This is a genomic window from Yimella sp. NH-Cas1, from assembly GCF_022359705.1.
GTDB classification, from domain to species: domain Bacteria; phylum Actinomycetota; class Actinomycetes; order Actinomycetales; family Dermatophilaceae; genus Yimella; species Yimella lutea.
Genome location: NZ_JAKSGG010000003.1, coordinates 649,933 through 676,217, shown reverse-complemented (window position 1 = coordinate 676,217; position 26,285 = coordinate 649,933). Strand labels below are relative to the sequence as shown.

General features: G+C 68.6%; 25 protein-coding genes and 1 pseudogene. 11 read left to right on the top strand and 15 right to left on the bottom strand.

The genetic code is table 11. The features are described from left to right. Positions 1-19: 19 nt before the first annotated feature. Complete coding sequence (locus tag MF407_RS03620) at positions 20-358, bottom strand: DUF3499 domain-containing protein (RefSeq protein WP_129625796.1); 339 nt, start codon at positions 356-358, stop codon at positions 20-22. A 119-nt stretch (positions 359-477) separates the two neighbouring features. On the opposite strand from MF407_RS03620, the gene MF407_RS03615 reads away from it, so the two are divergent. Beyond that, the gene (locus tag MF407_RS03615) at positions 478-879 is read left to right on the top strand and encodes a metallopeptidase family protein (protein WP_129625797.1); all 402 of its coding nucleotides are present in this window, start codon (positions 478-480) and stop codon (positions 877-879) included. Then, positions 879-1,709, top strand: a complete 831-nt coding sequence (locus MF407_RS03610) for an NAD(P)H-binding protein (protein WP_239701338.1) — start codon at positions 879-881, stop codon at positions 1,707-1,709. The genes MF407_RS03615 and MF407_RS03610 overlap by 1 nt, the downstream gene beginning before the upstream one ends. 33 nt (positions 1,710-1,742) lie before the next feature. Here the strand turns inward: MF407_RS03610 and MF407_RS03605 are convergent, their stop codons facing one another. The 3 genes from MF407_RS03605 to MF407_RS03595 are packed head-to-tail and all read right to left on the bottom strand — an operon-like array spanning position 1,743 to position 6,718. Continuing rightward, the gene (locus MF407_RS03605; protein ID WP_239701336.1) at positions 1,743-3,179 is read right to left on the bottom strand and encodes a DUF5719 family protein; all 1,437 of its coding nucleotides are present in this window, start codon (positions 3,177-3,179) and stop codon (positions 1,743-1,745) included. After that, positions 3,176-6,421: a glycosyltransferase gene (locus tag MF407_RS03600; RefSeq protein ID WP_239701335.1), complete on the bottom strand. Its 3,246-nt coding sequence runs from the start codon at positions 6,419-6,421 to the stop codon at positions 3,176-3,178. The genes MF407_RS03605 and MF407_RS03600 overlap by 4 nt, the downstream gene beginning before the upstream one ends. Before the next feature lie 24 nt (positions 6,422-6,445). Continuing rightward, positions 6,446-6,718: a WhiB family transcriptional regulator gene (locus tag MF407_RS03595; protein WP_281279576.1), complete on the bottom strand. Its 273-nt coding sequence runs from the start codon at positions 6,716-6,718 to the stop codon at positions 6,446-6,448. Positions 6,719-6,860: 142 nt separating this feature from the next. On the opposite strand from MF407_RS03595, the gene cofD reads away from it, so the two are divergent. The 4 genes from cofD to MF407_RS03575 are packed head-to-tail and all read left to right on the top strand — an operon-like array spanning position 6,861 to position 10,928. Next, the gene (gene cofD, locus MF407_RS03590) at positions 6,861-7,838 is read left to right on the top strand and encodes a 2-phospho-L-lactate transferase (RefSeq protein ID WP_129625801.1); all 978 of its coding nucleotides are present in this window, start codon (positions 6,861-6,863) and stop codon (positions 7,836-7,838) included. Next, a complete protein-coding gene (cofE, locus tag MF407_RS03585; RefSeq protein WP_239701334.1) occupies positions 7,835-8,878 on the top strand; it encodes a coenzyme F420-0:L-glutamate ligase in 1,044 nt (347 codons plus the stop codon). The genes cofD and cofE overlap by 4 nt, the downstream gene beginning before the upstream one ends. A gap of 11 nt (positions 8,879-8,889) precedes the next feature. Then, positions 8,890-10,173, top strand: coding sequence for a carboxylate--amine ligase (locus MF407_RS03580; RefSeq protein WP_129625803.1), 1,284 nt, complete (start codon positions 8,890-8,892; stop codon positions 10,171-10,173). After that, positions 10,170-10,928, top strand: a complete 759-nt coding sequence (locus tag MF407_RS03575) for an amino acid racemase (protein ID WP_239701333.1) — start codon at positions 10,170-10,172, stop codon at positions 10,926-10,928. Before MF407_RS03580 ends, MF407_RS03575 begins: the two co-directional genes overlap by 4 nt. Before the next feature lie 29 nt (positions 10,929-10,957). Here the strand turns inward: MF407_RS03575 and MF407_RS03570 are convergent, their stop codons facing one another. Genes MF407_RS03570 through MF407_RS03555 form a run of 4 tightly spaced genes read right to left on the bottom strand, consistent with a single transcriptional unit; the run spans position 10,958 to position 14,536 of the window. Then, the gene (locus MF407_RS03570) at positions 10,958-11,899 is read right to left on the bottom strand and encodes a DNA-3-methyladenine glycosylase 2 family protein (RefSeq protein WP_239701332.1); all 942 of its coding nucleotides are present in this window, start codon (positions 11,897-11,899) and stop codon (positions 10,958-10,960) included. Further along, positions 11,896-12,681: a hypothetical protein gene (locus tag MF407_RS03565; RefSeq protein ID WP_141929048.1), complete on the bottom strand. Its 786-nt coding sequence runs from the start codon at positions 12,679-12,681 to the stop codon at positions 11,896-11,898. Before MF407_RS03565 ends, MF407_RS03570 begins: the two co-directional genes overlap by 4 nt. Continuing rightward, complete coding sequence (locus tag MF407_RS03560) at positions 12,678-13,664, bottom strand: polysialyltransferase family glycosyltransferase (RefSeq protein WP_141929049.1); 987 nt, start codon at positions 13,662-13,664, stop codon at positions 12,678-12,680. The genes MF407_RS03565 and MF407_RS03560 overlap by 4 nt, the downstream gene beginning before the upstream one ends. Next, complete coding sequence (locus MF407_RS03555) at positions 13,664-14,536, bottom strand: glycosyltransferase family 2 protein (RefSeq protein ID WP_170222004.1); 873 nt, start codon at positions 14,534-14,536, stop codon at positions 13,664-13,666. The genes MF407_RS03560 and MF407_RS03555 overlap by 1 nt, the downstream gene beginning before the upstream one ends. Positions 14,537-14,583: 47 nt before the next feature. On the opposite strand from MF407_RS03555, the gene MF407_RS03550 reads away from it, so the two are divergent. Together MF407_RS03550 and MF407_RS03545 are read left to right on the top strand one after the other, a co-directional pair. After that, entirely contained in the window at positions 14,584-15,240 is a 657-nt protein-coding gene (locus MF407_RS03550; RefSeq protein ID WP_141929050.1) for a class I SAM-dependent methyltransferase, read from the top strand. Between the two features lie 34 nt (positions 15,241-15,274). Beyond that, positions 15,275-16,645: a hypothetical protein gene (locus tag MF407_RS03545; protein WP_239701331.1), complete on the top strand. Its 1,371-nt coding sequence runs from the start codon at positions 15,275-15,277 to the stop codon at positions 16,643-16,645. 194 nt (positions 16,646-16,839) lie between these two features. Here MF407_RS03545 and MF407_RS03540 read toward each other — a convergent pair whose 3' ends face one another. From MF407_RS03540 to MF407_RS03525, 4 genes and pseudogenes are all read right to left on the bottom strand, one after another. Beyond that, complete coding sequence (locus tag MF407_RS03540; protein WP_141929052.1) at positions 16,840-17,274, bottom strand: hypothetical protein; 435 nt, start codon at positions 17,272-17,274, stop codon at positions 16,840-16,842. A 7-nt stretch (positions 17,275-17,281) separates the two neighbouring features. Then, positions 17,282-18,027 (bottom strand): annotated as a pseudogene (locus MF407_RS03535) (SDR family NAD(P)-dependent oxidoreductase). Then, positions 18,020-19,255: a class I adenylate-forming enzyme family protein gene (locus MF407_RS03530; protein ID WP_129625811.1), complete on the bottom strand. Its 1,236-nt coding sequence runs from the start codon at positions 19,253-19,255 to the stop codon at positions 18,020-18,022. The pseudogene MF407_RS03535 and the gene MF407_RS03530 overlap by 8 nt, the downstream one beginning before the upstream one ends. A gap of 3 nt (positions 19,256-19,258) precedes the next feature. Further along, positions 19,259-19,510: an acyl carrier protein gene (locus tag MF407_RS03525; protein WP_129625812.1), complete on the bottom strand. Its 252-nt coding sequence runs from the start codon at positions 19,508-19,510 to the stop codon at positions 19,259-19,261. Between the two features lie 80 nt (positions 19,511-19,590). On the opposite strand from MF407_RS03525, the gene pseH reads away from it, so the two are divergent. From pseH to MF407_RS03510, 3 genes are read left to right on the top strand one after another with little or no spacing between them, the layout of a single operon-like run. Beyond that, entirely contained in the window at positions 19,591-20,091 is a 501-nt protein-coding gene (gene pseH / locus MF407_RS03520; protein WP_129625813.1) for a UDP-4-amino-4,6-dideoxy-N-acetyl-beta-L-altrosamine N-acetyltransferase, read from the top strand. Continuing rightward, positions 20,084-21,142 (top strand): pseudaminic acid synthase, encoded by a 1,059-nt coding sequence (gene pseI, locus MF407_RS03515; protein ID WP_239701330.1) that lies wholly within the window; start codon positions 20,084-20,086, stop codon positions 21,140-21,142. The genes pseH and pseI overlap by 8 nt, the downstream gene beginning before the upstream one ends. A gap of 16 nt (positions 21,143-21,158) precedes the next feature. Beyond that, entirely contained in the window at positions 21,159-23,033 is a 1,875-nt protein-coding gene (locus tag MF407_RS03510; protein WP_239701328.1) for a hypothetical protein, read from the top strand. 81 nt (positions 23,034-23,114) lie between these two features. Here MF407_RS03510 and MF407_RS03505 read toward each other — a convergent pair whose 3' ends face one another. From MF407_RS03505 to pseB, 3 genes are read right to left on the bottom strand one after another with little or no spacing between them, the layout of a single operon-like run. Then, positions 23,115-24,086: a hypothetical protein gene (locus tag MF407_RS03505; protein ID WP_239701327.1), complete on the bottom strand. Its 972-nt coding sequence runs from the start codon at positions 24,084-24,086 to the stop codon at positions 23,115-23,117. Between the two features lie 4 nt (positions 24,087-24,090). Next, positions 24,091-25,218, bottom strand: a complete 1,128-nt coding sequence (locus tag MF407_RS03500; protein ID WP_239701326.1) for an aminotransferase class V-fold PLP-dependent enzyme — start codon at positions 25,216-25,218, stop codon at positions 24,091-24,093. Beyond that, positions 25,218-26,207, bottom strand: a complete 990-nt coding sequence (gene pseB, locus MF407_RS03495; RefSeq protein WP_239701325.1) for a UDP-N-acetylglucosamine 4,6-dehydratase (inverting) — start codon at positions 26,205-26,207, stop codon at positions 25,218-25,220. The genes MF407_RS03500 and pseB overlap by 1 nt, the downstream gene beginning before the upstream one ends. Positions 26,208-26,285 lie beyond the last annotated feature (78 nt).

The window sequence follows — 26,285 nt, the reverse complement described above, 5'->3', positions numbered from 1 at the left end:
CACGCTAGCGGCGAGCAGGTCAGCGGGAGCGGACCACCCGCAGTCGCGGTGCCTCGTCGGGCTGCTGCACCTCGACGGGTGCGGGCTGCGGGGTGCCCGCGGCACGCACGGCATCGGCGAGCGCGAGCAGGTCGTCCTGGCTGGGCGCGGGTTCGCTGTAGTCGATCGGCAGGCGCACGACGTCCCAGCCACGGGGCGCAGTCAGGCGGGACGCGTGGTTCGCGCACAGGTCGTACGCGTGCGGCTCCGCGTAGGTTGCGAGCGGTCCGAGAACCACCGTCTGGTCGCGGTGCACATACGTGAGGGTGGCCACGGCGCCCTGGCCGCAACCGGCCCGGCAGCACTGTCGCTTCAGCATCGCGGCGCACCCGTCTTCATCACGGCGACGACTCTAGGCCCGTCGACGGACATGCTGTGTGTGCCGCGCCGAACGCCGACGTCCTGATGTCGCGGTGCGCAGCAATTAGGCTGCGACACATGACTTCCAACCGCCGCGCGGGCCGCCGCGGACGTGGCATGCGCGGCCCGGTCGCCTGGCCCCGTGTGCCGGCGATGCGATCGCGCAGCCGACGCTTCGACGAGGTCGTGCTCGACGCCTTCGAACAGGTGTGCACCAAGGCGGAGATCAAGAAGTCGCCGATCGAGCTGGCGGTCGAGGACGTCCCGCCCAGCGATCCCGCCCCGTGGGAGGATCAGATCGCCCTGGCCCGTGCGTTTCCCGCCGAAGGCTCGCTGCCGGCCCGCGTCGTCGTGTACCGACGGCCGATCGAGACGAGGTCCTCCTGCGAGGCCGATCTCGTCGAACTGGTCGATCTGGTCATCTGCGAACAGATCGCCGGCCTGCTCGGCCTCGACCCGGACGAACTGAAGGACCGCTGATGTCGGACGCCGCAGCACCACCCATGATTCTTCCCGGACTGCCCACCGTCGGCCGACGCCCCGTTCTGGTGACCGGTGGCACCGGCACCCTCGGACGCACAGTCGTCGCCGAGTTGGTCCACTCCCAGGTGCCGGCTCGCGTCCTCACCCGCGGTTCGTCGGATGGTGGAGCCGAGGCCGGCGTCAGCTACGTGACCGGCGATCTTTGCGACGGCTCGGGTTTGTCCGAGGCGCTCGACGGAGTGCAGGCAGTCATCCACTGCGCAACCGACGGACGTCACGCACAGGACGTCGACGTCGACGGCACCCGACGGCTTGCCCTGGCCGCGCTCGACGCCGAACCGGCACCTCGGCTGGTGCACGTGTCGATCGTCGGCTGTTGGGACAACCCGCTGCCCTACTACCGCGCGAAGGCGCAGGCGGAGACGGTGGTCGTCGAGTCCGGGATGCCGCACACGATCGTCCGAGCGACGCAGTTCCACGCCCTGGCGGCGCAGTATTTCGGACCGTACGCGGCCGGAATAGCTCTGGCGCCCAAGGGACTTCGCCTGGCCCCGGTCGATCCCGAGTGGGTCGCCAAGACGCTCGTCGACGTGGCGCTCGCCGAGGACCATGCCACCGGCCCGATCGAACTGGCCGGCCCGGAGGTGCTCAGTGCCCGCGAGATCGCCGTCCTCACCGCGCACGTGCGTGGGGTGAAGCTACGTCGCAGCCTCGCCGTGCCTCGGGTCGGTGGTGTGCTGAAGGCGTTCGCGAACGGTTCGAACCTTCCCGGGCCGGACGCCCGGCGCGGCGGTTGCACCTACGCCGCCTGGTTGACCACGCACTAGTAGAACCGCACACGGGCCGAATCGCACCGCGGCTCAGTCGCGTTCGGCGGTCGACTCCCGGACGGTGGCCTCGACCGCCACCGGTTCGAGCGGACTGACCTCGAGCACGGGCCGGTCCTCGATCTGTCCGGAGACCACCACCGATCCGCGCACCGACCCGGCGAGGACACGCACCCACACAGAGTCGCGTCCACGCACGTCGAGCCGCAGTGGGCGGTCCTTCTCCAGGTGCACCCGCCGGGGAGCGCCGTCGTCGGTGACGACGTCGACCGTCGCCGGACGGTCTGCGGAGAACAACCCGAGCGTCGCGCCGGCACCCTCCGGCAGTTTCGGCAGCGGCGACCCGATCAACGCGCCACTGCTTCGAACGGGAGTCGCCCACCCGATGTCGGAGGTGCCGGAGGTGTTCGCCATCGCCAGTACCGCTGCGGCCACCGGCTGCTCGGAGGTCACACGAACGGCATAGCTGCCCTTCGGGACATCCGTGAGGGGCACCGCCACGGTCGACTTGGCATCGACATCGGTGACTTCGTCTGCGACGACCAGGCCGGCGCTGTCGATGGCCCGTACCCGCACCGAGGTGCCGAGGGCTCCCGGCACCGCCACCCGCACGGTCGGCGTACCCGCGACAACCGGGACCTGCGGGAGAACCAGATCCGTTCCGGCGGCTGCGGGCGCGGAACCGGCTTGTCCCGAGCGTGTCTCACCGGTCATCCAGGCGTCGACGCCGGACACGGCGACGGCGCCACCGCGCGCGACCACATGGACGAAGGCGTCGCTGAGATCGTCGCCGAAGTCACCCACGCCGACGACCGCCCGGTCGCCGGGCGCAACGACCAAGGCCTTGGCACCCTGGTCGGCGTCGACTCCACCCCGGCCGAGGACTTCGGCGTCGACCGTCACCGGCGCAGACGAAGGGTTGCTGATCACGACACGTCCGACACGTCCGGATTGGTTGCCGCCCAGAGGAAACCAGGTGTCCTGGGTCAGGACGCCACAGGGTGCCATCGCAAAGCCGCCGACGCTCTGCTGCTCGTCGTCCCAGGACTGAAGGGCAGCAAGACCGGTCGCGGCGCTGCCCGAACCATCGAGGTGGACGCCGCCGGCACCGCTGACACGGTCGCGCGCAACCTGAACCGGCGCCGTGCGGGTGGGCGGCGCTGCGCCGGCACCGAAGGGCAGGCGGGCAGCGCGGACCGCGCCCTCACCGTGGGGCTTCAACACGCTTGCCGGAGCGCCGCCAATGGCGAGGTCCACGGTCTGCTTCGCGTCCTCGTAACCGGGCGTGCCCGGGCGATCGGGGCCGGGGCACACCAGCGTGGTGTTGAGAGCGGCACTGGCGTTCTGAGCGGCACGGTTGTCGCTCCCGCGTGACCAGTCGGCATCGACGTCGACCTCGGCCGACCCGAACACCACTCCCCCGGCGGCGGCCGCGACAACGACGGCCCGAACGACGGACAGACCCCTCACCACGCCCTCCTGCGGGACGCGCGGTTGCCGAACGGCAGGGCGATGAACACGACCAGCAGCCACAAGCCCGCCTGCGCCCACCTGGTGCGCTCGAACGCCGGACGGGGCGCAATCTCCAGCTGACCCGCAGCGGTCGGCAGTTCGTACTGGACGGTCGGCCCGACCACCTCGGCACGCAGCGGCTTCCCGTCATACGTGACCTCGGCCCGGCTCGACCAACCACCCGGCTCGGCGACCACGATCGTTCGCGCGACCCTGGCCGCCGGAAGGCGCAACGAAGTGGCGGCGTGCCAATCGTCGGTGCGCAGTTCTTGAGTCGGGGTGCCTGCGGTCAGCAGGACGAGTCGACTGCTGGCCACCGAACGATCGCCTGCGGGGGTGGTCATCGGAGCAACCCGCCAGACCTGGGCGTCGCGCACGCTGTGCATCCGTAGCAGTGAACCGCCGCTCTGCAGCGAGGAGGAGACATCGGAGCCGGCTGCACCTGGACCGGTCAACACCACGTAACCCACAGCGAGCCGGTGCAGACCGGCGGCAGCTGCTTCGCCCTGCCCGCGCACCAGGGCATCGACCGCCCGTCCCGCATCAGCCGCGCCGCTCGGAGCGGGGAGCGTCAGGTCGGCCACCGGACGTCCGACCTCTCGGCCCTGCAGGCGGTAGGCCACGGTGCCGTCGCGGCCGACGGTGAGGACGAGGGACCGTATCGAGCGGGGTCCGGTGAATTGTTTCTGGACAAGTTCGGGCAGCGGCCGATCCACCGGCCGCAGAGCTGTCACCTGTCCGGCCCAAGCCGCGAAACCGACGACGACAGCAGCGAGCACGCCGGCGAGTACGCCCATCGCCGGGTGCAGCACCGCCCGCGCGGGCTTGCTCCGGGGGTACGGCGGCGCCAGTCCGGCGAGGGCGATCCCCGCACAACACAGAGCGAAGACCTGCAGCGGCACTCCGGCCCAGGCAGTTCGTGGTCCGTCCGGCGTGGACATCACCACCAGCGACGGGGACAGCAGGGCACCCGTGAGCGCGGTCAGCGCGAGGGCGGACGCGGCGAGCATGAAGCGGTGACGCCCGGGACTGCACAGGCCGAGCACGGCCAGGACGAGCAGAGGCAGGCCCAGCAGCACCGGATAGGAGCCCGGACCACCGGGGTGCAACAGCGCGAGCTGCCATGGTTCCGCCTGCGTCGGCGCGCCGGTGATCAGGTTGCCCGGTCCGGCGAAGATCTGGCGCGGGTCGGAGAGCAGGTCGCGGGTGTAGGCACCCAACAGCGCCCACGGCACTGTCGCCAGGATCAGCCCGCGTAGGCGCGCCCATCGGGCTCCGAACAGGGCGACCAGCAGCGCAGCAATCGTGCTGAACGCCAAGAGGATCGGACTGAACGCCCCCATGATCCCGGCGACGGCGACGGTCGCGAAGGTCATCGTGGCCGAACCTCTGGGGCGGGCGATGGCCACCACGCCGGCGAACACCAGCGGCGCGAGCACGTGACCGATGGCGGGACCCAGGCGTCCTTGCGCAGACGCGGTGGTGGCGAGCGCGGAACTGGCCCACAGCGCGGCGACCACGGCGCGGGGCCAGCCGTGAGGCGTCAGCACGCGTCCGGCGCGATAGGCGGTGAGTGCCGACAACGGCATGGTCAGCGCCAGCAGCCAGACGACCGCCGTGTGACCGCTGGTTGCCGACGCCAGACCCGGAACGTGTTCGACCAGCCAGGCGAGCGGCCACAGCACAGGAAGGTATTCGGCGTGCTGATTCGGCCCGCCGAGGCCGGCGCCCGTCCAGCCGTCGCGATACAGCCGCCAGATGCCGCCGGAGTCGGTGCCGAACGCGCGCAGTTCGCCGCCGCTGATCGCGCCGGAGCGCCCTTGGAAGGAGTGGCTGCCGAGTAATCCACGCCACTGCACACCGGCGGCGATCAGCGCGGCGAGGACGGTCCACAGGCCGGGGCTGCGCCACATCTGCGCGAGTGGACGCCGCGGCACGGCGAGGGCTTGTGCGTGCTCGTCGACCGGCCCCGTTTCGCCGGCTCCCTCGTCGACCAGAGCGTGCTCGGGTGGGACGTCGTCGAGCGTGACGGCGGCGCGCAGCGAGTCACGGGCGCTCATCCAGGCGGCGCCCGCACCCACGAACAACGGACGCAGGTAACGCCGACGGGCGGTGGCCCGTCCGAAGAACCGAGCCCGGGCGCCGACGATGCGACCGAGGCCGAACGGCGCTGTGGCCTGGGCGAATTCCGCCAAGGCGCGGCGCGGGTGCTTCACCAGCAGCATCCCGACGCCGAGCACGAGACCGGACAGCAGGATCCACAGACTCATCAACGGCCAGCCCAACAGCGAGGCGCGAGCGAGCGCGACCTGCCGGTGACGGCGCAGCGTCCGCGGGCTCTGCGGGGCGGGAAGGTCGGGGTCAGGACGCTGTTTGCCCGTTCCGTCGCTGGGAGTGGGAGCGACGTCCTGGTGCACGATCGCGTCGGTGACCACGACCACCTGGTGGCCGGTCAGGTGAGCCCGCCAGCACAGGTCCAGTCCGTCGCCGTCGCCGTCGAAGGCCGGGTCGAACCCGCCGAGGGTCGCATAGACGTCCCGACGGATCATCAGGCCGCTGCTGCTGACCGCCAGGACGTCGGTGCGCAGATCGTGCTGCCCCTGGTCGAATTCGCCCTGCATCTGCTCACCGATGTGGCGGCCGGTACGCGTGACGTCGAGTCCGACGTCGACCAGTCGGCGGGGTCGGTCGAGCTCGCGCACCTTGCAACCGGCGATGCCGATGCGGGTGGTGCGTCCGACGGCCTCGGTGAGCGCGGCGAGCGCGTTCGCGTCCGGCTGGTTGTCCTCGTGCAACAACCAGAGCCATTCATGCCGGTCCCGTGGACGGATGGGACGCTTGTCGGCCCTCGTGCGGCTGCGCTTGGTGACGACCGCGTCCTCGCCGGGATCGGGCAGTGCCTCGACGGCGATGTCGACGGTGTCGGCGAAGCTCGAGCCGGGCGGGACGGTGACGACAGAGACATCCGGGAAGCCGGCACGGATCTGCGGGTGTTCGTCGGGGATCCGGTGGGTGGACCGTTCCGGGGTGGTGTCGATGATCACCAGCCGGTCGGGCCTGCGACGTTGGTCGAGCAGCGCCCGGAGGGTGGCATGTAATCGCTCGCCGCCCTCACGGACGACGAGCATGGTCGTGACGTTCAGCCTCGGGCCGTCGTCATCGGTGACCAGCAGCGACCCGTCTGCGTCGGAGGTGAGCATCTGGGTCACCACGGGCGCAGGCGGCTAGACCGCCCGCTTCTTGAGCTTGCGGCGCTCGCGCTCGGACAAGCCGCCCCAAATCCCGAAGCGTTCGTCGTTGGCGAGGGCGTACTCCAGGCACTCGGCCTTGACCTCACACCCGATGCAGACCTTCTTGGCCTCACGAGTGGAGCCGCCCTTCTCCGGGAAGAACGCCTCGGGGTCGGTCTGCGCGCACAGCGCGTTCTCCTGCCAGGCGAGCGCTCCGTCGTCATCGACATCGAGCGGCTGCACGGCGAACAATGAGAATTCCTGCACTGCTCCTCCTGATGTCGACGAAATCACAACGCTGTTATTACACGCGTGTCGTTACGCATAAGTCAAGTGCGAAGGAGTAAGTGAGAAAGCCGGCAGCGGCCCGCTCCTCATGCTACGAAACAGGACTGACACACTGCCCGGCATGCGGATCACTGCCTTGGCCGGAGGTGTCGGCGGCGCCCGATTCCTGCGCGGACTGCGTAGCCATCTCGACCGACTGGACGACGGGCCGCACGAGATCACGATCGTTGCGAACACCGGCGACGACATCACGCTCTTCGGACTGCGGGTGAGCCCGGACGTCGACACCCTGCTCTACACCCTCGGCGGCGACATCCACGAGGGGCAGGGCTGGGGACGTGCGAACGAAAGCTTCACGTTGCAGGGTGAACTGGCCGCATACGGTGTCGAGCCGCAATGGTTCGGACTCGGCGACAAGGACCTCGGCACCCACGTCGCCCGCAGCATGTGGCTCGCCCAGGGATCCACCCCGTCCGAGGTGACTGCTCGTCTGGCCACGCGGTGGGGTCTTCCCGACCAGCACGTGCGCCTGCTGCCGATGACGGACGCGTTCGTCGAGACACACGTCGTGCTCGATGACGGCGATGAGCAACGGGCCGTGCACTTCCAGGAGTGGTGGATCCGACTGCGGGCCGCGGTGCCCGCGCAGCGCTTCGTCGTGGCGGGCCTCGATCGTGCCGCGGCAGCTCCGGGGGTCCTGGAGGCCATCCGGACCGCTGATCTGGTCATTCTTCCTCCGAGCAACCCTGTCGTGTCCATCGGCATCATCCTGCTGGTGCCCGGCGTCCGAGATGCGTTGCGCGGCACAGCTGCTCCCGTCGTCGGCGTCTCCCCGATCGTCGGTGGCGGACCGGTGCGGGGTCACGCGGACGCCTGCCTGGCGACGCTCGGGGTCGAGGTCTCCCCCAGTGGTGTGGCCGGGCTGTACCGCGACTTCCTCGACGGCTGGCTGATCGACAGCGGCGACGCCGAGTCGTTCGGTGGACCGGCAGGCCTGACGACCGAGGCTGTCCCGCTGTTGATGAAAGACCTCCCCACCGCCGAGGCGATGGCGGCAGCGGCGGTCGACCTCGGACTGCGTCTGCGGGACCGCCCGTGATCACGATCCTGCCGCTGGCAGGGGTGCCCGAGGTCCGCGCCGGCGACGATCTCGCCACACTCGTCCACGAAGCGGTGGCCCAGTCGCGAGCCACGCGTATCGAACCCGGCGATGTCGTGGTCGTCACCAGCAAGGTGGTCTCCAAGGCTCTCGGCCTCCTCGGCTCGAACGACGTCGAGCGTGCCGACCTCGTGCTGCAGGAGTCGCAGCGGGTCGTGGCCGAGCGCACGACCTCCACCGGGTTCACCCGGGTCGTCGAGGCCAAGGCCGGGCCGGTGATGGCCGGTGCCGGGATCGACTCCTCGAACGCCGATGACGACGTACGGCTGTTGTTGCCGCATGAGCCCGACGCTGAAGCTGCGTCCTTGCACGGACGCCTGGCCGACGTCGCGGGGCACGCCGACTTCGCCGTCGTGCTCAGCGACACCTCCGGCCGGGCGTGGCGCAGCGGACTCACCGATTTCGCACTCGGCACGCACGGCCTGACCCCGCTCGAGGACCTGCGCGGTCTCGCCGACACCCACGGGCACGATCTCGCGGTGACCGTGCGCAACATCGCCGACGAGGTCGCAGCGGCGGCTGATCTCGTCAAGGGCAAGCTCGACCGGGTGCCGGTCGCGGTCGTCCGCGGCCTCGACCGGCGCTTTCTGCATTCCGACGCCGACGGGTCTCGGACGCTGGTGCGCTCGGGCCCGACCGACTGGTTCGCGCTCGGCCGCGCCGAAGCCGTCCGTGACGCCCTCGGCGTGCCTGCGGGTTCGGCGATGTCGGTCGAGGTCGGCATCGAGTCGGTGCATCCCGAGACCGTGACGGACCGGGTGCGTCGAGCCTGGTCGGCCGCCGTCCTGCCCGACCCCGCCGGGGAGGACGCCGCCCTCGACGGCGCCGACGAGGAATGGTCGGTCACCTGCGCCGATCCGTATGTGCTCGGACGCATCGCAGCCCGCTTCGAGGTGGCCTTGGCCGGCGAGCGCCTCGTCGCCGAGCTCACACCGAACCCGGGGAGCGTCCGCGTCGGGATCGCCCAGCCGCGCCATTAGGCTCGGGTGTCATGCCTGACATCGTCGCGCCCGGCCCCCACGCCATCATCCCCGGACAGGACTTCGTCCCCGTAGTACTCGGCGGCGACCGCCTGGGTTACAGCCTGGCGCGCTCGTTCCACATGGCGTACGGGTACCGCACCCTGATCGTCTCCCGCATGGTCGCCGGACCGATCGCACACAGCACTCTGGTCGAGCACCGCCCGATCGCCTCGCTCGAGGATCCCGAGCTTCTGGTGCGCACGCTGCGCGACCTCGCGCCGAAGGTGGGGTCGGACAAGCGCCTGCTGCTGGCGACCACCGACCACGTCGTCAGCGTCCTGGCCCGGGTCAAGCACCAGCTCGAGGATCTTTACGTGATTCCGTACAGCGAGCCCGAGCTGATCGACCGGCTGACGCGCAAGGAGAACTTCGCCGACCTGTGCCGGGAACTGGACATTCCGCACCCGCAGACCGTCGTGTACGACGTCAGTGACCACGGATCCGACTCTGCTGCACAGCAACTGGAAGGGCTGACCTTCCCGGTCATCGCGAAGCCGTCGAACGCCGAGGCGTACGCCGGCGTCGATTTCACCGGTAAGCAGAAGGTGCACTCCGCATCCTCGCGGCAGGAACTGGACGACCTGCTGACCCGGCTGCAAGGCTCCGGCTACACCGACAAGTTCATCCTGCAGGACGTCATCCCCGGCGACGACCAGAACATGCGGGTCCTCACCTGCTACGTCAGCAAACAGGGCGAGGTGAAGTTCGCCTGCTTCGGTCGGGTTCTGCTGGAGGAGCACGCCCCCGACACCCGTGGTTTCCCGGCGGCGATCATGACCGGGGTCGACCACGAAGCGGTGGCCGCGGCAACCCGCCTGCTGGAACACGTCGGCTGGCGCGGCTGGGCGAACTTCGACATGAAGTACGACCCGCGCACCGGCGAGACCGTGTTCTTCGAACTGAACCCCCGCCTGGGCGGCACCAGCTTCTACATCACCGCAGCCGGTCACAACGTCGTCGAGTGGTACGTGAACGAGTGGGTGAAGGGCCGGTCGCTCGAAGGGCGACCCGTGGTCGAAACGATGGACGAGCACGTGTTCAGCGCGGTGCCGATCCGTCTGCTCAAGCGCTACGTGACCGATCCTGCGACCAAGCAGAAACTGAACGGCTTGATCAAGGCGGGCGAGGTCACAAACCCCTGGTTCTACGGTGCCGAGAAGCACCCGAAGCGCTGGCAGTGGATCGCGATGAACCAGGTCAACTACGTGCGCAAGTACCGGCGGTACTACCCGGAGCCGAAGGCGCTGGTGTGACCACCTTGCTACCGGTCCGCGAGGACGACGCCTACCCCGGTCCGGTGGTCGGCGTGATCGGCGGCAACGGCCCGGCAGCAACTGCGCTGTTCCAGGATGTTCTCGTCAAGCTCACCCCGGCGTCGCGGGATCAGGACCATCTGGACCTGGTGGTTCTGGTGCACTCGACGCAGCCGGACCGGACCGCGCGCATTCTGTCCGCCGACGCGCCGGACCCCGGACCGGTCCTGGCGCGGGACGCGGCGCGCCTGGACGCTCTCGGCACCGATTTCATCGTGCTGCCCTGCAACACCGCCTACCACTTCCTGCCTCAGATCCAGGCGGCCACGTCGCAGGAGGTGCTCTCCATCGTGGACGCGACCGCACGAGCGGCTCTGACCGCAGCAGCACGATCGGCCGGTGCCGATGGCTCGCGGGTGGGCCTGTTGGTGACCGACGGCACGCGGACCGCCGGCGTCTACGAGAAGGTGCTCGATTCTCTGGGCGCACGCAGTGTGTACCCCGACGAGAACGACCAGTCGCTGACGATGTCGGTGATCTACGACGGCGTCAAGGCAGGCGGCCCGGTCGACGTCGCCGGCCTCGAGGGCGTCATCGAGCGCCTTCGCGAACGCAGCGACGTGGTGGTGCTCGGGTGTACCGAACTGTCGGTGATCCACGCGACCCAGGGCTGGTCGAGCCGGGGCGAGCTGGTGGACTCGATCGAATCGCTCGCACGGGCCACGATCCGCCGCGCCGGACGCGAACCGCGCTGACGTCGCAGGCTGACGTCGGAGCGGGTTGGTCACATGCGACTCGGAAGGTGGGTGGGCAGGCTCAACCGCGGGCCGCGGCGCGGGCGATTCAACCCCGCGGCATTGACCAGGTACTGAACCCGATACCGGTGTCCCGCATACGGTTTCAACAGCTCCGCGAGCTGGAGATCATCGACCGGACGTCCGGTGAGCGCGTACCCAATGTCCTTGGCAACGTGGTAGTCGCCGAAGCTGACGGCGTCGGCGTCGCCCAACGCGCGTTGCGCCACCTCGGCCGTCGTCCAGACCCCGATGCCCGGCACCGAACGCAAACGCTTCCACGCCTCTTCCCGCGGCAGATCGGCACATTTCTCGAGGGCGTGCGCGACCCGCATCGCCCGCATGATCGTGTCGGCCCGCTGCGCGTCGACCCCCGCACGCAGCCACTCCCAGGAGGGGATCTTCGCCCACCCGTCCGCCGACGGTGGTGTCCGCAGCCCGAGATCGGCTGCGGGCCCCGGAGCGGGCGACCCGAATCGGCGCACCAACATCCGGTACCCACCGAAGGCCTGCTTCCCGGTGACCCGCTGCTCGATGATCGCCGGCACCAGTGCATCGATGACCAGGCCCGTCCTTCCGAGACGCCAGTCACGTTGCTGCGCAAAGGCTTCGGCAATCACGTCATGGTGAGGAACGAACTCGTGCGCCGGGTCGTCGGCCCCCAACAGGCTCGGCAACCGAGCGAGCATCCACGATGATCCGGGCCCGTGGGCGCGCGCGACCACCCGGTCGCCGACCCCCGTCCGGTCTACCCGAAGGAGCATCGAGACCGGGCCCTCGGGGGTGACGCACGCGCGCCAGATCCCTTCACCGGTCTGCAGCCAGGTCGGGTCACCCGCCCCACGGCGCAGCGAGCCGATGATCGCCCGAAGCGGCACCGGACGACCGGGTGCGAAATCGGTGTCGAGACGCTCGTCCCGGCGGCCGGTCACGAGGAACTGTGCGGCACCGACACGCGGAACGTCAGCAACGCCAGCCCGAACGATCCCGTTTCCTGGCGGGACGCCTCGCGAGCGCGCAGGCCGTCGTCGATGTCGAGTTGGCCGACGAGCTTCAGGCCGCGGTCAGCGCTGCGAGCGATCAACGACCGGATGTCGGCCACGCTGACGCCGTGCTCGTGCGCCGGCCCGAGCTTCATCGTGATGCAGATGAGGCCGCCCCGACGGACCGCCCAGGACGCCCGGGTGAGGTGTTCGTCGACCGTCTCCGCCGATGCCGAGTGCGGGTGGAGCCGGACGACCATGTCGACGCTGCGTTCGGCGACCTGTTCACCCACGACGTCGGCGCGCATGACGTCGAACGCGAGCGGTGCGAAGCCGGCGCTGGTCGCCCAACGGCTGAAGGTCGAGCGCTCCCCCACCGAATCGAGCACCACTGCGCGACGCGAGCCGTCGTCCACCACCCGCAGCAGCGCGGCGAGCGCACCGAGCGAGGCCCAGGCGGAGGTGTCGTCGATGGTGCGCGGCAGACCGAGCCGGCGGGCCCGGCGCCGGGCGTCGCGCGCCACGCGTCCGTCGGTGAGCAGATCGGTCATCCGGATGTGCTGCAGGTCGAGAGCCCGCACGGGTGGTGCTCCCTCGCCCTGCGGAAGACGCGCTGCAGTGTCGCGCGCAGCTTGCCGAGCCCGGTCGACCACACGCTGCACCGCAGGCGAGGACGACAGGTTGTTGCCGAAGCGTGCGACCGAGTCGGCCGTCGATACCCTGCCCTTCACACCGACGACTGTAACCCGCCCCACCGACGGACCTCGGTGGCTTTCGGCAGGTAGGTGTCCAACAGCGCCCGCTGGTCGGCGCCGAGTTCTCCTTCGAGGTGCTCCAGTCCCGGCTCGACCAGACGCGCAGCCGGCAGGCGGTACAACGCCGCCAGGTTCAGTAGCGCGGTGCTCGTCCCACCGACCACACCTGCGGCGTGGACGATCGACGGGTCGGCCTCGGCGGTGAACGCTTCATCGAGCACCTCGTAGCCCGCGTAGATCGAACTGTCCTGCGCCGGGTGCGGTCGGACGGCGAGCCGCAATCCTTGGGCGCCGACGGCGTCCGCGATCTCGGCGACGTGGGCGAGGTGGGCGTCCCGCCTCAGGATGCCCAGGTCGACCCACGGTTGAGACAGGAAGACCACCCGGTCGCTGGGCTCACCGGGCACCGCGGCAGCCGGAACGAGACGTCGGAACTCGCTCGCGATCGCCTCGTCCAGCGCCCACTCGGATGCCTTGTCGTACATCGCGAAGCGCTCCCCGGTGAGCCCGCGATCGGCGGCGCGAATGGCCAGGGGCCGCACTGTGCGCCAGGGTTCGTGCGCGCCCTGCCGAGCGAGCGCGTCCCTGCGGGTCCGCCAGTCGCCGTAGGTGCCGATGCCCTCGTCGGTGACGACCACGTGGATGGGACGCAACGGGGCATCGCGGCGCAGTCGGATCCACGGCTTGATGCCGGGCGCGCCGACTGCGATGTAGGTCAGGTTGGCCGCCTCGTGGTGCCATCGGGCAGCGCCCTCGGGGAAGGTCAAACGCAGCCGGGGGTGGTCGGGCAGGAAGCGCCGCACGTCGTCCGGCGTCACGCTCGAGCGTGCGAGAAAACGGCCACCGCCGATGTGGGCGACGTCGAGTTCCCCTGTGGCAGACTCGAGTTCGCGCCGAATGTAGGCGGCGATGTGGACGAGGTGGGTCTTGCTGCGAACCCCGGTGATGACGTACTTCATCAGATGATCGGTGGCCGGCCGGCCTTTGTCAGGGCACGGACGGTGCGCCACGAGATGGGCAACCGCTCCCCGGCGTCGGTGCGCACGCCCTCGCCGAATCCGCGGAACCACACCTTGAGTGCTTCCCTGTCGTGCACCCGCGCGAGCGTCAGCGCGGTCCAGGTGGCGAGGTAGACGGGCACCAGAGGTGCGGGCAGGTTTCGCTTGGCCACCCAGACCCTGTTACGGGCGTTGGTGCGGTAGTAGACGGCATGCCGAGCCGCCTCGGTGTACGGGTGATTGACGGGAATCTCGGGGGCGTACCAGAGCCGCCACCCGGCGTCCATGAGTCGCCAGGCGAGATCGATACCCTCGTGGCCGAAGAAGAACCTGCCGGGCCAGCCACCGACCTGCACGAACGCGGAGCGCCGGATCATCACGACGCCTTCGGAGAAGGTCGCCACCTGGCCCCCTTGGAACTCACCCGGCTTCACTCGCAGACGCGGCACCCACCGCCGGGGCGCCTCACCGGTCTCGGGGTCGGTGAGTCCGGGCTGGCAGAGTGCGATGTCGTCCGCTTCCTGGATCTTGGCCGCCAGTCGAGCGAGCACGTCAGGCTCCGGGATCGTCGCGTCGTCGTCGAAGAAGAACAGGAACTCACCGATCGCCTCGGACGCGCCGATGTTGCGACCTTCCGGGATACCGGTGTTCTCCGCTTCGTACACCGAGCGGACACCCGTGGGCAGGCCTTCGGGTCGCCAGCCGTTTCCGACGACGACGATGTCGAGATCGACACCTTCCTGCATCTGGACGGTGCGGATGGCTTCGGTGAGTTCGACGGGACGGTTGCCCATCGACAACACGACCACACCGACGCTCGGTCGCTCCTGCATCTGCACTGAATCTCCTTCGGGCGGCACGACTGCCTAGGCTAGAGCCCATGCCACGACAGCCCACCCGCTGGGAGCAGACCGACCACCGCGGATACGGTCAGAAGTTCGCCGATCTGCATGCAGCCGGTGACGATATCGAGGGCGAGGCGCGTCTCGCTGACGTGATGGCGCCGCGCGGAGCCACGATCCTGGACGCCGGTTGCGGCATGGGACGTGTCGCTGCTGCGCTTCGTGCTCGTGGACACGACGCGTACGGCGTCGACCTCGACGAAGGACTCCTGCGACAGGCCGGTGACACCTACCCGCAGTTACCGACGATGCAGTCACGGATCGATGACCTGGACGCGAAGTCACTTGCCGCACAGTCGTTTCCGACGTCCTTCGATGTCATCGTGTGCGTCGGCAACGTGATGATCCTCGGCGAGCCGGACACCGAGGTGCTCATGCTCGAACGCATGGCCGCGCTGCTGTCGCCGTCCGGGCGCCTGCTCGTCGGGTTCCACACCGACGCCACGCCCCCGCACTCCCGCGAGTATTCGGTAGAGGAGTTCGCCCGGGACGCGTACGCCGCCGGCCTCGCCATCGAGGCCAGGTTCGGCACCTACGAGTTGCACCCGTACGACCCGCACGGTAACTACGCCGTGCACCTGCTGCGGCTGCGCGACGTCGCCACACCGCAGGTCGAGTGGGCGCACGCACGCTGATGCGGATGCGCAGAGGGACCATAGGCTGAACCGCATGACCGGCGAGCACACAGAGCGCGAGATCGAGTACTGCGGCGGCGAAATGGACGGCTGGTCCGATCCGGTGCCCGCCGACGATCTTCGGGTCCGGTACGTCTCGGAACTCCTCCCCGAGGGTCCCGGCTCTGCGCTCCTGGTAGGAGCGCGTGCCGCGAAACTGGCGAATCATCTTTTGCGGCAGGGATTCTCGGTGACTCTACTCGTGCGCGGCGAGTCGGATGCGCGCTCCGCCTCGGGTTCAGGAGCCGACGTCGTGTGCGGCTCCTTCGAGGCCTGGACACCGCCAGTCGGCTTCGACCTGGTCATCGCCCTGGACTCCGTGGACGACATCCTGCCGCCGCTGTCGGACGGCGTCGGCGCACTGGAATTCATCGATGTGTTACGCCGACTCGGGTCCTCATACGTCGCGTACCTCGACAACGGGGCGAGCCCCGCGGCTCTCGACCGACAGGCACGAGCACCGCAGGAGAACCATCAGTTCAGCGCCTTCGGGACCGGTTACGACCTGCGCTCGCCGGTCTTCGCGGAACTGCCTGAACAAGCATCGGCGGCGGTGTTCGACCGGGCTGTCGTCGGCTCGGTGGTGATCGACAGGGCACAGGCCCGGACGCTGCTGCGTTCGCTGTGCAGCGACGACCTGCGATTCGACGCGCTCCTGGCCACGCCGATGCTTGCCGCGAACGGCTGGTTGGTCGGCACTCTCGGCGGCGGGGACGCCGTCGCATACCGAGGACTGGGTGGAGTCGTGGCGACCGGACTCCCGGTCGCTGACGGGACGCCCGTCGAGTTCCGCGTCCGCCAGTTGCTGGTGCGCGATCTGCAACGAGTCAGCGCCGGACTGCGAGCGTATGCGCGATGGGCCGACGGTCGCCCGGCCCCGTTGTTGCGCAATGTGATTGCCGGGCGCAGCGGATTCGAGGTGATCGACCCCACAGTCGAGGACGCCGACCTGCCGACGGCGATGGTCGATCTGGCCGGCGTGCTCGTCGACCGTCCCGGCGTTCACCCGTTCGGTCCCGAGCGCACGCGCAACGAGATCGCCGTCGAATTGATGCGCTTGGCGGCGGACACGAGCGACCCCGAGGCCGAGATCCAGAGTGCCGCGTCGGCCTACGAGACCATGGCATTCGCTCGCCGTCTACCCGAAACCGACTACGCGACAACGAAGTTGATCGAGGAAGTGCGCCGCAAGGACGCCCAGTTGGCAGCGCTCAAGTCAGACCTGGCGAAGGACCGTCGTCACCTGCGAGCCCTCGAACATGCGCTGGCGACAGAGTCGGGTCCTCGCGCGAAGCGTGCTTACTTCTTGATGACCGCCCCGACCAAGCGACTCCGCGAAGCATTGCGCCGACGCCGGATCGGTTGAGCCCCAACACAACTCGCCGTGGTTTCGGCGCGTAGGACTACGTTCCTCAGTCCTGCGCTCAACCAGCGGTAACAACGCCCACCCCGAGCGCTCGACCGACTCCGCTGGTTGAGCCCTGCCGATGACGAAAGAATCCGCAGGAACCGAAACCACCGGCAGCAACCGCGAACTCGACCCGCCCGTGACCTCGCGGCTCACGTCGTCGACGCGACTCCGTAGCAAACCAGGATGTCGTCGAGTTGCTCCCATTGAAGGGACACCTTCTCGGCGATCTCGGCGGGGAGCTTCAGACCGGGCCAGTTGAGCCAGGACAGCACCGGCAACCCGAGCGCCTTCGCGGCGGCCTCGCAGCCGGTCCACAGCGGCCAGACGACGGCCGGGTCCATCGAGCGGGCACGACGGCCGAGCATCGCGGAGACCGGCTGGTCGGCGATCTCGGCGTCGATGGCGAACGCCAGACCGTCCTGCTGGGGCACCTGCCAGGCGACCCCGCGACCGTCGGCGAGGTAGGAGCGAGCCGTACCCGGGTAGGTCTCGCCGTTGACGTGCGCACCGAGTACCAGGTGTTCGGCGCCGGCGTACTGCGACAGCAGAGCTTGGCGTGCGGCGGAACCGGTGGCGGAGGTCATCGCGGCCTCAGATCGAGCCGCCACCGTCGACGACGATGACCTGACCGTTCATGTTCGTGTCGTCGAACAGCAGCGAGTGGACGATGGGTGAGATGTTCTCCGGCTCGACCAGACGCCCGGTCGGGGTGCGACGGGTGATCGTCGACAACTGTTCGGTGCCGAGCACCGACGACATCTCCGAGGCGAAGAACCCCGGAGCGACCGAGTTGACCAGGAACCGGCCGTGCATCTCGCGGGCGAGCGCGCGCGTCGCCGAATCGAGCCCCCCTTGGTTGCCGAGTAGGCGACGAGACCGGCGTATCCGCGCTGGGCGCAGATCGAGGTGACATTGATGATGCGTCCACGTCCCGACTTCGCCATCGCGTGACGCAGGAAGGCGCGGGTCAGGACGAGCGTGGCCGTGAGGTTGGTCGAGATGATCTGGTCGATCCGCTCCGGCGAGGTGTGCAGATGCATCGAATCCTGGCCGATCGCAGCGTTGTTCACGAGCGCGTCGATGGGGCCGAGCTTGGCGGAGGCGTCCTTGATGAACGTCTTGATCGCCTTCTCGTCGGTGATGTCGACCGGGCCGACGAACACGTGGTCGGGGTTGTCGGCGACGAGCTGCTCGAGCTCGGGAGTGACAGTGCGGGCGAAGGTCGCGACCTTGGCTCCGCCGGCAAGGGCGTCCTTGACCAGTTCGAGGCCGAGCCCGCGGGAACCGCCGGAGACCAGGACGCACGAGGCTGCGGGGATGGGGGTGTTCTCAGACATCGCTCTTCAGCGTCTCCTTCAAGGGGATCTCGTCACGTACGCGGATCCGCCGCGGCACGGAGTAGTCGGGCAGTCGTTCTGCGCACCAGGACTGCAGGTCGGCGTCGGTCACGGGCTTCTGGTCGGACGCGGCGTCGCGGTCGAGCACGACCTCGGCTGCCACGACCATGCCTACCAGGGGCGCCTTGCGCCCCTTCACGGAGGCCCAGACAACGGCGGGGTGGTCGAGCAGGACACCACGCACCTTGGAGGCCGAGGCCTTGGACCCGCCGACGTTGATCTCGTCGGAGGCGATGCGACCGGTGATCACTACCCGCCCGTCCTCGATCTCGACGTGGTCGCCGGTGCGGATCTCGGCATCCATGCCTTCGGCCGCCTTGCTGGAGGCGATCACCAGTTCGCCGTCCTGCACCGACAACCGCGGGCGGCCTTCGACCTCACGGTCCAGCCAGGCCTGTGGGAAGCCGGCCTTTCCGTCGTGGACGGCGATCGCCGCGCCGGCTTCGGAGGAGGCGTAGATCCAGGAGATGCGAGCGTCCGGGTACACCTCGCGCAGTCGATCGAGGATCGCCTGGTCGACGGGCTCGCCGCCGAGGGTCACCTGCTCCAACGGCAGCTTCGCCATCACCTCACCCGACCGCCACAGCGCCTGACGCCAGAAAGTCGGGGTGCCGGACGCGGCGGTGACACCCGCGTCGAGTGCGAGCTGCGGCCACTGCTCCAACTGCGACGGTTCGATGAACAGCACGTCCTGACCGGGCAGGTTGAGCGAGAGCGTGACCACCTGCCACCAGGCATAAGCACCGACCGCGTAGGGGCACAGCCAGGTGCGGGCCGGTTGCTGGCCGGCGACGGTCGTCAGCGAGTCGAGCGTGTGGGCGACCTGCTTGGGACGCCCGGTGGAGCCGCTGGTGAGCAACCACACCCGGCCGTCCTCGACGTCGTGATCGGCCGTGGCCTGCGACACGCCATCGGCGCGCACCAGAGCCAGACCGGACTCCTGGAAACCGGCGGCCTGTTCGTCACCGACCCGGCCGCTGCCGGCGATGAGCGTCTCGCGACCGCCCGCCGCGTGCGCCCACACGGCGCGCAGCGCCTGCAGGTGGTCGTCGACCAGAAAGGCGGACGCCGCGGGCCAGGCGGGATCGGCGGCGCCGAGATCGGCCCAGGTGCCCTGGAAGGAGGCCGTGGTGATCCGGTTGCCCGAACCGGCCGGCAGGTCGGTCAAACCTCAGCCCTCTTGGAGCTGTTCGATGAACGTGAGCACATCGCCGACCGTCTCGATCGAGCGAAGGCCGGGAGCGTCGAAGTTCAGTTCGGTGTCGAGTTCGTCCTCCACCCGAAGGGCGAGCTCGGAGAAGTCGAGCGAACGGAATCCGATGTCGGACAGCGAGGTGTCGTCACCCTCGGGCAGCTCCTTGCCCTGGGCCTGCAGCACCTCGGCCATCATCGAACGCACCTGGTCACGGCTCAGCGTGGTCATCAATCCTCCGGGGGTCGTCGTGGTCCGTCGGTTAGTCTATCGGCGTCCGTTCGCCACCCCATCACACCGCCGGAGGCTCGATGCTGCGCCCCGTCACCGAGGCCGACAAGGAGCTGGTGCGCGTCTGGCGCAACCATCCCGAGGTGCGGGCGGTGTCCCTGACCCGTGACGAGATCTCCCCCGAGCAACACGACGCCTATTGGGAGTCGTTGCGCGACAACGAAACCCGCAAAGTGTTCATGTATGAGAAGGGTGGCGTGCCCGCGGGCGTCGTCACGTTCTTCGACATCGACCCCGACGCGAAGTCGGCGATGTGGGGCTTCTATCTCGACAACGACGGCCTCACCGAGCGCGGCGAACTTCTACCCGCATTCATCGACATCCAACGGCGTGCCGTGCGCTTCGCGTTCGGTGAACTCGGCCTCGACGAACTCAACGGCGAGGTCATGGACGCCAACGAGGCCGTGCGGCGCATGAACAAGCGCAACGGGTTCGAGGAGATCGCCAGCGACGAACGCCTGATCGACGGCGAGCCCGCGACCGTTCACACCATCCGCCGCAGGAGGCAGCCGAATGACTGACAACGCTTCGATCCGCATCGGCAAGCATCAGATCGGACCCGACCACGAGCCGTACATCATCGCCGAGATGTCGGGCAACCATGACGGCTCGCTCGACAAGGCGCTTGACATCGTCCGGATGGCTGCTGAGCAGGGCGCCCACGCGATCAAGCTGCAGACCTACAAGCCAGACACCATCACCATCCAGTCCGACTCCCCCGACTTCCGGCTCTCCGAAGGGCACGAACTGTGGGGAGGTCGCACGCTGTGGGACCTCTACGAGGAGGCCCACACTCCCTGGGAGTGGCACGAGCCGATCTTCGCGCTCGCGAAGGAACTCGGCATCACCGCGTTCTCCTCCCCGTTCGACCCGACCGCGATCGACCTGCTCGAGTCACTCGACGTGCCCGCATACAAGATCGCCAGCTCCGAGATCGTCGACCTGCCGCTCATCCGGCTGGCGGCGAGCAAGGGCAAGCCGATCATCATCTCGACCGGCATGGCGTCCGTGCGTGAGATCGCGAACGCTGTCGAGGCGGCGCGGTCCACCGGAAACGAGCAGATCGTCGTGCTCGCCTGCACTGCGAACTACCCGGCCGACCCCAGCGAATCGAACCTGCGCGGCATCCCGGTCATGCGGGACGCGTTCAGCACCCTCATCGGCTACTCCGACCACACGATGGGCATCGGCGCCGCGATCACCGCGGTCGCGCTCGGTGCGTGTGTCGTGGAGAAGCACGTCACGTTGTCGCGCGAGGAAGGCGGCGTCGACTCGGCGTTCTCCTCCGAACCCGATGAACTGCGAATGCTGGTGGAACAGACCAGGATCGGCTGGCAGTGCCTCGGACAAGCACGCATCGGTGCCCGCCAGCAGGAGAAGGAAGGGTTGCGCTTCCGCCGATCGCTGTACGTCGTCGAGGACGTCAGCGCCGGCGACCCGGTCACCGCGCAGAACGTTCGCTCCATCCGCCCAGCGAACGGCCTGCCTCCCGAGGAGTTCGAGCGCGTCGAAGGACGCACCTTCACCCAAGACACCCCCAAGGGCACCCCGTTGTCCTGGGACCTGATCTAACAGAACGAGGACAACAATGCTCGAAGACGTCGAGGCCGTGGTCGACACCGATCTGGAATCGGGTGCGACCTTGCTGGGCGACCACCTGGTGGAAGGCTCCGACCTCGCCGGTGAACGGGAGTCCTGCGCGCTGGTGGCTTCTTTCCGCCAGATCGTCGCCGAACTCCGGCCCCGGCGTGCACTGCTCGTCGGCCCGAGTGCGGTCGAACTGGTCGGGCTGCTTCCCGCCGAATCGTCGGCGCACCTGCTGGTACGCCATGTCATCGACGCGAGGGCCATCGCAGCAGTGGTCACAGATCGCCCGGACGACCGGCTCTACAGCGGCGGCTTCGAGTTCTTCCACGAGAAGGGCCCGTACGACCTGATCGTGATCCTCGGGGGCGGCCCTGAGGTGCTCTCCCCCATCGCCGAGGGGATCACCGAGAAGCAGATCCTCGCCAAGGCCAAATCGCTGCTCGCGACCGACGGCCTGTTGCTCTACTCCGCCGAGAACGCGTTGGGTATCCACGATCTGCTGGCCGCCGAGGCCGACGTGCCGCCGGGCGACGACCGCCTCTGGTACCTCGGCAAGTCCAAACTCTCGCAGCGTCCGTGGCTGAACAACGAACTCACCGCAGCACTGGGCGACCTTGAGTTCAACACGATCGGCTGCCTGCTGGCCTACCCCTCGCCCAACGCTCCCGACGTCATCGTCGATGCCGACACGACGTCGGACGCCACCAGGCAACGGGTTCGCCAGGAACTCCCGCGGGTTTTCACCGACTACTTCTCCGACCGCACCGCGATCCGCAATCCGGGAGCCACCGCCGATCTGTTCGCTCAGTCGGGGCTCGACAAACAGCTGGCTCCGGCCTGGTTCTATCTGTTGTCGACCGGCAAGCCCGAGGTCTCACTGCCTGAACTGGTCATCGCCGAACCCGACACGGCCCCGGCGTGGTCCTTCGTCCAGCGCTACGACGCCGACGGCGCCTGCACCCTCACCTGGGGCGACGGCGCGAGCACCACACAGGAACGCTCGGTGCTGGGAGTCTCCCGTGTGCTCAGCGTCGGTGCGGCGCCGGAGGGCACCAACCTGGAAATTGTGTTGCGTGAGGCCTGCAAGGGCAGCGACCACGGCACGCTGCGCCGGCTGATGAAGCAGTACCGCAGTTGGCTCGAGAGCCCGGCCGAGGACGGCGCGCCCGATCCCGGACAACACTGGTTCGCCACGCCGGACAACGTCGTGATCACCACCGACGGTGAGCTGACGATTATCGACCCGTCGTGGTCGGTCACCCGCGCCGATGCCGAGTCCCATGCCTTCGTCCACGGTGTGCGCACCTTCGCCACGCGATTGCTCGCTGCGGGAGTCGCCCACCCGTGGGGTCTGCCGATCACACCCGACACCGTGACCCGCACCCTCGCCGCGATGGCCGCCGTCACCGTCGGCCCGTACGACCTGGAGTCGGTCGCCGAAATCGAGGTCGACATCGCCCTGGCCGTCGGCACTGAGCACGGCGATCGGGACGACCTGCTCGGGCGCAATCTCTCCCGCGGTTCACGGGAGAACCACCTGCCGGAGGCGACCGCGGTCGGCTTCCGGGAGCTGCTGAGCCAGGTGCGCACCCTCAGCCAGACCGTGCGTGCGCAGGACCGTCAGCTCGCCTGGCTCGAGGGCACCATGAAACTGCGCGACCGCCGGATCGCCGAGTACGACCGCCTGATGTTCAAGCTCGAGGAGTCGCTCGGTTACAAGGTGATGCGGACACTCGGCGCACCTAAACGCGTCGCAGTCGCCCGCGCCAAGGAACGCGTCGACGAGGCCGTGCCGACCGACGTCCGCAAGCGGGCTCGCCGTGCGGTCAAGCGACTGTTGGAGGACAGGGTCGGATCGGCCGCTTCCAACGACTAGCACCTCCAGAAAGCTTGGGGCACACACCGATAGGTGTGTGTCCCAAGTCTTTTCGCGTAGAGGTGCACCCGGCGAACGTGCTCAGAAACCGCCCTTCGGACGGACTCTCGGGACGTCGCTGTCGGTGCGGGCGGAGGGGAAGTCTTCGGCCTCGCGGAACCGGCGCGCGAACGCGTCCCAGTCGATCGCGTAGGACGGTTCGGCGGCGGTGTGGGCCTCGACGTCGAAGTCCTCGGCCCAGCCGAACAGATCAATGATCTCTTCCTTCGGCAGCAGCTGGTCAGCGCCGAGTTCCATCACGGAGATCTCCCGCGCTACGTCATGCGGTACCGCCGGCTGGTGGAACTCCGGGTACAACGCCTGCGGACGGTGCGCGCCGCCGAGGATCGCGTGGTCGTCGCCGAGTTCCATCGGGTCGCCGTAGACCCCGACCTCGGCTCCGGCCAGCGCGCCGTGCAACAGCGCCGAGGTCATGCGGTTGCTGACCACACGCTTGTGGGCGCGCACCTCGGCGAGCTGCTTGTACAGGAACTCGGTGTCGGTGTCACGCCACAGGTAGCCACGCTTGCCGTGGGTGATCACGCGGAACCCGGCACGCTCGTAGATCTTGCGGACACGCGGCTGCTCGTACTCGTTGATGTACATGCAGATGGTGATCGGCACGTCACCTTCGGTCTCGCGGATCTCGGCGATGTAGGCCTCGTGATCACCGGCGACCTGCTGGCCTTCCCACCCGTGGAAGGGGTAGACGATCGTGCCCTCACGTTTGTGATCGGCTGCGGCCCATTCGTCCTGTTTCTCCATCTGCAACAGGTAGTTCCACGGCGCACCGACCACCACGTAGTCACGCATCCCGAAGGCCCAGCCGCGTCGGGCGCAGGCGTGGGAGTAGACGAACTTCGGGTACCGCGCGGCGAACACGGTGCCGACGGCGAACCCGTCGTACATGTTCCACCCGTGCTGCAGGTAGCCCCAGATGCGCGGCGGTTCGGGCAGCCCGACGTACCGCGCCATGATGTGGGCGTGACCGTAGAAATGGTTGGCGTGATGCATCGGATCAGGCCTTCAGGAAGTCGCGGATCAGCTCGATGACCTGGTCGACCTCGGCATCGGTGAGGTCAGGGAACATCGGAAGGCTGATCTCCTGCTCGGCGTAGGTCTCGGCGACCGGGCAGCTGCCCTTGCGGTGTCCGAGCTCGACGAAGAGCGGTTGGTGGTGCACCGGAATGTAGTTGACCTGCACCCCGATTCCGCCCGCGCGCAAGTGATCGAACAGCTCGCGGCGACGACCGTCCTGAATGCGCAACGGGTAGAGGTGCCACATCGGGGAGGCTCCCTCGCGGTGTGCCGGGAGGATGAGCTCCTCGATACCCGCCAGGCCCTCGTTGTAGCGGTCGGTGATCTCCTGGCGGCGGGTCTTGAACCGCTCCAGACGCTTGATCTGGCTCGAACCGAGCACGGCGAGCACGTCAGGCAACCGGTAGTTGAGGCCGAGCGAGGTGACCTCGTAGTACCAACCGCCGTGCTCCTGCATCAGCTCCGGCTTGCGCTCGTAACCGATGCCCTTGAACATGCGGGCTCGCTCCAGCAGGTCGCTGTTCGGCGAGACGACCGCACCGCCCTCACCGGTGGTGAGGTTCTTGGTCGGGAAGAAACTGAACGTAGTGATGTCGGCCAGCGAGCCGACCGGCACGCCGTCGAGCAATCCGGCAATGCTGTGCGCGGCGTCCTCGAGCAGCAGCGCGCCGTGGTCGTGAGCCACCTTCTTCAGGGCGGGCGCGTCGATCGGGTGGCCGGCGTAGTCGACACCGGCGACGACCTTGGTGCGCTCGGTGATGCGCTCGGCCACCGACTCGGGGTCGAGGTTGCCGGTGTCGGGGCTGACATCGGCGAAGACGATCTCGGCGCCCTGCCACATCGCGCAGGTGGCGGTGGCGAAGAAGGTGAGCGGCGTGGTGATCACCTGGTCGCCCGGCTGCACCTGCAGTGCGGCGTACGCGGTGTGCAGGGCTGCGGTGCCGGAGGTGACCGAGACCGCGGGGTCGGTGACACCGGCGATGCGGGCGACGTCGGCCTCGAAGGTCTCGACCGCCGGGCCGGTGGTCAGCCAGTCGCTGCGCAGCACCTGCGCGACAGCCTCGACATCGCTCTCGTCGATCGACTGACGGCCGTACGGCAGCACCATCAGATCCCGGACTCCAGCAGCTTGCGGATGTCGTCGGCGTCGATCCAGATGTCGTTCTTGTCAGACGCGCAGTGGAAGCCCTCGGGCACCGGCACGGCGTCCTTCGGCGGTTCGTAACCCCAGGTCGCGACCTCCGGCTGGAGGATGTAGTACTTGCCGTCCATCACCATGACGGCTCGGCGGCCTTCCTCCTGGGAGATCATCTCCTCGTGCAGCTTCTCGCCGGGGCGCAGGCCGATGTCGTGCATCTTGGCGCCAGGCGCAACGGCCTGGGCGAGGTCGGTGACCTTGTGTGACGGGATGTGCGGCACGACCAGCTCGCCGCCCTGCATCATCTCGAAGGTGTCGAGCACCATCTGCACCGCGTCGGGCAGGGTGATCAGGAAGCGGGTGCAGCGCAGGTCGGTGATCGGCAGCGACTCGCCAGCGGCGGCCAGCGCGCGGAACTTCGGGATGATCGAGCCGCGCGAGCCGGTGACGTTGCCGTAGCGCACGACCGCGAACCGGGTCGGGTAGGCGGCGGCGTAGTGGTTGCCGAGCACGAACAGCTTGTCGGCGGTGAGCTTGGTGGCGCCGTAGAGGTTGATCGGGCTGGACGCCTTGTCGGTCGAGAGGGCGACCACCTTCTTCACGCCCGCGTCGATGGCCGCCTCGATGACGTTCTGGCTGCCGAGCACGTTGGTCTTCACGAACTCGTGCGGGTTGTACTCGCCGGTGTCGACCTGCTTCAGCGCGGCGGCGTGCACCACATAGTCGATGCCGTGCATCGCACGGCGCAGCCGGTCGAGGTCACGCACGTCGCCGATGAACCAGCGCAGCCGCGGGTCGTCCTTGAACAGCTGCCGGGCTTCCCACTGCTTGAGTTCGTCGCGCGAGTAGATGACGACGCGCTTGGGGTTGACGTCCTCGAGCAGGCGGGTAATGAACGCCTTTCCGAAAGACCCGGTACCACCGGTGATCAGGATGGACGAACCCTCGAGGATGCTCACGTGATGACTCCCGTGCGACGCGCGTGTGATGACAGGACAGCCAGCTGCCTGGCGTCGAGCCGCCGGGAAGGCTCTCCG

Bases quoted from the DNA above. Each gene is read 5' to 3' on its own strand.
- cofD (WP_129625801.1), top strand. From the start codon at position 6,861: ATGCGGATCACTGCCTTGGCCGGAGGTGTCGGCGGCGCCCGATTCCTG.
- MF407_RS03540 (WP_141929052.1), bottom strand. From the start codon at position 17,274: ATGACCTCCGCCACCGGTTCCGCCGCACGCCAAGCTCTGCTGTCGCAG.
- MF407_RS03580 (WP_129625803.1), top strand. From the start codon at position 8,890: ATGCCTGACATCGTCGCGCCCGGCCCCCACGCCATCATCCCCGGACAG.
- pseI (WP_239701330.1), top strand. From the start codon at position 20,084: ATGACTGACAACGCTTCGATCCGCATCGGCAAGCATCAGATCGGACCC.
- MF407_RS03610 (WP_239701338.1), top strand. From the start codon at position 879: ATGTCGGACGCCGCAGCACCACCCATGATTCTTCCCGGACTGCCCACC.
- MF407_RS03555 (WP_170222004.1), bottom strand. From the start codon at position 14,536: ATGCAGGAGCGACCGAGCGTCGGTGTGGTCGTGTTGTCGATGGGCAAC.
- MF407_RS03505 (WP_239701327.1), bottom strand. From the start codon at position 24,086: ATGCATCACGCCAACCATTTCTACGGTCACGCCCACATCATGGCGCGG.
- MF407_RS03600 (WP_239701335.1), bottom strand. From the start codon at position 6,421: ATGCTCACCTCCGACGCAGACGGGTCGCTGCTGGTCACCGATGACGAC.
- MF407_RS03550 (WP_141929050.1), top strand. From the start codon at position 14,584: ATGCCACGACAGCCCACCCGCTGGGAGCAGACCGACCACCGCGGATAC.
- MF407_RS03620 (WP_129625796.1), bottom strand. From the start codon at position 358: ATGCTGAAGCGACAGTGCTGCCGGGCCGGTTGCGGCCAGGGCGCCGTG.
- MF407_RS03510 (WP_239701328.1), top strand. From the start codon at position 21,159: ATGCTCGAAGACGTCGAGGCCGTGGTCGACACCGATCTGGAATCGGGT.
- MF407_RS03525 (WP_129625812.1), bottom strand. From the start codon at position 19,510: ATGACCACGCTGAGCCGTGACCAGGTGCGTTCGATGATGGCCGAGGTG.
- MF407_RS03560 (WP_141929049.1), bottom strand. From the start codon at position 13,664: ATGAAGTACGTCATCACCGGGGTTCGCAGCAAGACCCACCTCGTCCAC.
- pseH (WP_129625813.1), top strand. From the start codon at position 19,591: ATGCTGCGCCCCGTCACCGAGGCCGACAAGGAGCTGGTGCGCGTCTGG.
- MF407_RS03545 (WP_239701331.1), top strand. From the start codon at position 15,275: ATGACCGGCGAGCACACAGAGCGCGAGATCGAGTACTGCGGCGGCGAA.
- MF407_RS03615 (WP_129625797.1), top strand. From the start codon at position 478: ATGACTTCCAACCGCCGCGCGGGCCGCCGCGGACGTGGCATGCGCGGC.
- MF407_RS03500 (WP_239701326.1), bottom strand. From the start codon at position 25,218: ATGGTGCTGCCGTACGGCCGTCAGTCGATCGACGAGAGCGATGTCGAG.